The organism is Pseudomonas brassicacearum, assembly GCF_003732265.1.
GTDB lineage: Bacteria > Pseudomonadota > Gammaproteobacteria > Pseudomonadales > Pseudomonadaceae > Aquipseudomonas > Aquipseudomonas brassicacearum_D.
Genome location: NZ_MOBK01000404.1, coordinates 1 through 309 on the forward strand (window position 1 = coordinate 1; position 309 = coordinate 309).

Genomic DNA, 309 nt, shown 5'->3' on the forward strand with positions numbered 1-309 from the left:
GGGGGCAGACCGATCGATATTTTCGAGACGGGTGGCTTTGTAATCTATACCACTGGGTGGTATGTTTTTTGGAAGGGATACCGATGTCATTCAGGCTATTCAAAACCAAGGGTTTTGCGATACGAGCCGGCAAGGCTTGGATCAGCGACGCAGAGCTCCGGGAAGCATTTTGCGAGATGCTTGAAGGTCAGGCTGACGATCTTGGTGGTGGCGTCTGGAAGAAGCGGTTGAACGCCAACCGTCATCGTTCGATTGTTTTGGCTAAGGGCGGGCGTTACTGGATCTATCAAGTGCTGTTCGCCAAGAAAG

General features: G+C 51.8%; 1 protein-coding gene. It reads left to right on the forward strand.

Translation table 11 applies throughout. The annotated features are described in order from the left end of the window. Nucleotides 1-83: 83 nt before the first annotated feature. On the forward strand, nucleotides 84-309 hold a 226-nt coding region (locus BK660_RS31950), incomplete at its 3' end, for a type II toxin-antitoxin system RelE/ParE family toxin (protein WP_185045360.1).